Consider the following 2,975-nt stretch of genomic DNA (forward strand, 5'->3'; position numbering starts at 1 on the left):
AAAGGCCAAAGTCTGCTACCACTACCACCACACAATATTACAGGGCGCATTTAGTTAAGATATTAATTAAATAATTAATATCTTATACTGAGGGCAAAATACATGCAAGTTTTTGTTGTGGAATAGTTAATAAAGAAAGTAAATGTTGATTTAAAGTAATTGCTAATGAGAGTGATCATGTGTAGCGCCTTGCCCTTGCTGTGAATTTCTTCTATTTTGTAATTCCTCAACATGACCTTTTCTTTTATCACTTAATATTTCATTACCCTTATTTTGTTCTTCCTCAGGACTCTTTAGTATTTCATTACTCTTGCTAACTTCTTTATCATCCCCTTGTTTCTTTGGCCTTCTAGCGTTAAGCTCATCCCATGTGCCCACTAGTGAATCACGATTCCCATGATCCGGCTTTAGCCTTTCTTCACCTTTAATAACATTAAAGTCACTTTTTGCTTCTTCCAAACATCCTTTCAGTTGGTGTTTCCACATGGTGTAGTAAGCATCACCATATTTTTTCTCATTTGCTACAAACAATAAAATTGGAGCCTTAAGTATGGTAGCTCCCATATCCACTAAATTTTTTACTGCCATTGCAGGAGTAAATAAAAGATAACCAAAAGACTTTGCAATTGGGTTTTGTTCGCTTATTAAATGCTCCCCTAACTTTATAGGAAGAGAAGTCAACAATTTAGTACAAACTTTAGCTAAACTTGTAGCAAAAACGATAGGAACAGATATAAGACTTTTATCTAGCTCTAGATTACCATTCTGATCTCTAATTTCTGAAAAATGGGTGCTGAGCTTCTTGTAATCACTAGTGTATAATAATTCTCCATTTCTTCCTTTTTCATCAACAACTTCCTGAACTTTACCTTCTTTATTTTTTACCTCTTTAGTTAGCACAGAAGAATTAGTTAATTCAAATGGATATTGAGGATCCTTAGTTTTTTCAGCTTCAAAAATTGGCACGTGTTTTTTCAAATCCATTCTCGAAAAGCCTAATGGCTCAAAATATGACTTATGCAACTCATTTATCGGAATTTGCTTACCCTGATTGTCTATATAATTGATAGTAAAATAAGATCTATCATTATCTTTATCTTTGGTAACTAAAGATAATCTGAAACTTGGTTGTTCTCCATTCTCATCTTTTTGACCATACAAAAGTTTATAGGTTGGATTTTTATCTTTATCTAGTATAGCATTTCCATGCATATCCCTGTTTTCTATGATTTTAGCAGACTGTACAATTTGATCATAATTTTTTGGATACTGGCATTTCCTTCCATCATACATCATTACCTTTCTAAGGTCTTCGACGTAAACTTGAGATTCAGGTGAAGTAAGCAGACCTTTTGCTTTAAGTGTAAGATCTATTGCTCCCTTTTTTAATGCTTCAAACATATTGTCAAACCAAAATCGCTATAATGCTATAGTTCAATAATAAAACTAGTACACTAATAATATATTAACACAGCACCGGTGATTTTACAAGAAAATATGCCTGTAGAAGATAAAGATTGTAAAAGCGAGGGTTATATAAGTAATGCTTGATAAGTACTTTATGCATGTAATTGTAAAAATCCTCAAAGGTACGCTGTGTATATAATCTTCGCATACTACCTGCATTCCAAGAACTGCGTGCCAAAAAATGCAAAACAACAATACAACAAAAAATAAAAGCTCTAGAGGGTGATTAATAAATTTTTCACTAAAAGACAAAGAGCTATCAGTATAAAATGTGCAAGAAAATGAATAGATAAACCAAGGAAACAGGAACAGTAAAATTACCGCAGAAACACGCTGAACCCACCAATGATGTACTGAATTTCCAGACTGACTCATATAAACATAAATAAAAAAGCCATAGTAGAAAGAAGTAGCGTTACTGTCAGCAGTATAGCACTCCTTGAAACGCCAGTAATTTCTAAATTAAGCCCAACATCCCACAATAAATGACGAATACCATTAAGAAAATGATATACAAAACTTATAAAACATAAGACATAAGCTAATTTAGCAACAGGAGTGAATAATAATGCATTTAAGTACCTTACTATAAGTAACTCAGGAAAGTAAACATGTAATATGAAATACCAAGAAAGTATCATTAATAAAAGGAATAGCAAGATACCAGTCAATCTATGCATAATAGAGAAAAAACTAGTAACTTGTACTTTATATATTTGTAAATGTGGAGAAAGAGGTCTATCACTCATAAAATTCCGTTATCGGGAAATTAAAATAAAGTAGAAGTAAAGACAGCAGTATAGCACATAACAACACCATCATTAAAAATGGTAAATTATGTGCAAAGCCTAAGGAGGTAATCCAGCTGCAGATTCCCCTACTGCTACCTTGTTACGACTTCACCCCAGTCACCGATCCCACTTTAAATAACTCCCTCCTTGCGGTTAGGTCGTTAGCTTCGAGTGAAACCAATTCCCATGGCGTGACGGGCAGTGTGTACAAGACCCGAGAACGTATTCACCGTGGCGTGCTGATCCACGATTACTAGCGATTCCAACTTCATGCACTCGAGTTGCAGAGTACAATCCGAACTGAGATGGCTTTTAAGGGATTAGCTTAGCCTCGCGACTTTGCAGCCCATTGTAGCCACCATTGTAGCACGTGTGTAGCCCACTCCATAAGGGCCATGATGACTTGACATCATCCCCACCTTCCTCCAGTTTATCACTGGCAGTTTCCTTAAAGTCCCCAGCATTACCTGATGGTAACTAAGGATGAGGGTTGCGCTCGTTGCGGGACTTAACCCAACATCTCACGACACGAGCTGACGACAGCCATGCAACACCTGTGTGAAACCCGGCCGAACCGACCCTATCCCTTCGAATAGGTATAATTTCCATGTCAAGGAGTGGTAAGGTTTTTCGCGTTGCATCGAATTAAACCACATGCTCCACCGCTTGTGCGGGTCCCCGTCAATTCCTTTGAGTTTTAATCTTGCGACCGTAGTC

At 36.3% G+C, this 2,975-nt stretch carries 3 protein-coding genes and 1 rRNA gene; all 4 read right to left on the reverse strand.

What is annotated here, in order from left to right:
- Positions 1-162: 162 nt before the first annotated feature.
- On the reverse strand, positions 163-1,401 hold the full coding sequence (locus OZD62_RS02785) for a hypothetical protein (protein WP_010082038.1): 1,239 nt from the start codon (positions 1,399-1,401) through the stop codon (positions 163-165).
- 84 nt (positions 1,402-1,485) lie between these two features.
- Positions 1,486-1,842 carry a succinate dehydrogenase, hydrophobic membrane anchor protein gene (gene sdhD, locus OZD62_RS02790; RefSeq protein ID WP_010963113.1) on the reverse strand — a complete coding sequence of 119 codons (357 nt, stop codon included), beginning with the start codon at positions 1,840-1,842 and terminating at the stop codon, positions 1,486-1,488.
- Entirely contained in the window at positions 1,839-2,216 is a 378-nt protein-coding gene (sdhC, locus tag OZD62_RS02795; protein WP_010963112.1) for a succinate dehydrogenase, cytochrome b556 subunit, read from the reverse strand. Before sdhC ends, sdhD begins: the two co-directional genes overlap by 4 nt.
- Before the next feature lie 100 nt (positions 2,217-2,316).
- Positions 2,317-2,975: ribosomal RNA gene (locus OZD62_RS02800) — 16S ribosomal RNA — on the reverse strand; the annotation flags it as partial.

Source organism: Wolbachia endosymbiont of Drosophila seguyi, assembly GCF_028981765.1.
Taxonomy (GTDB): Bacteria; Pseudomonadota; Alphaproteobacteria; order Rickettsiales; family Anaplasmataceae; genus Wolbachia; species Wolbachia pipientis.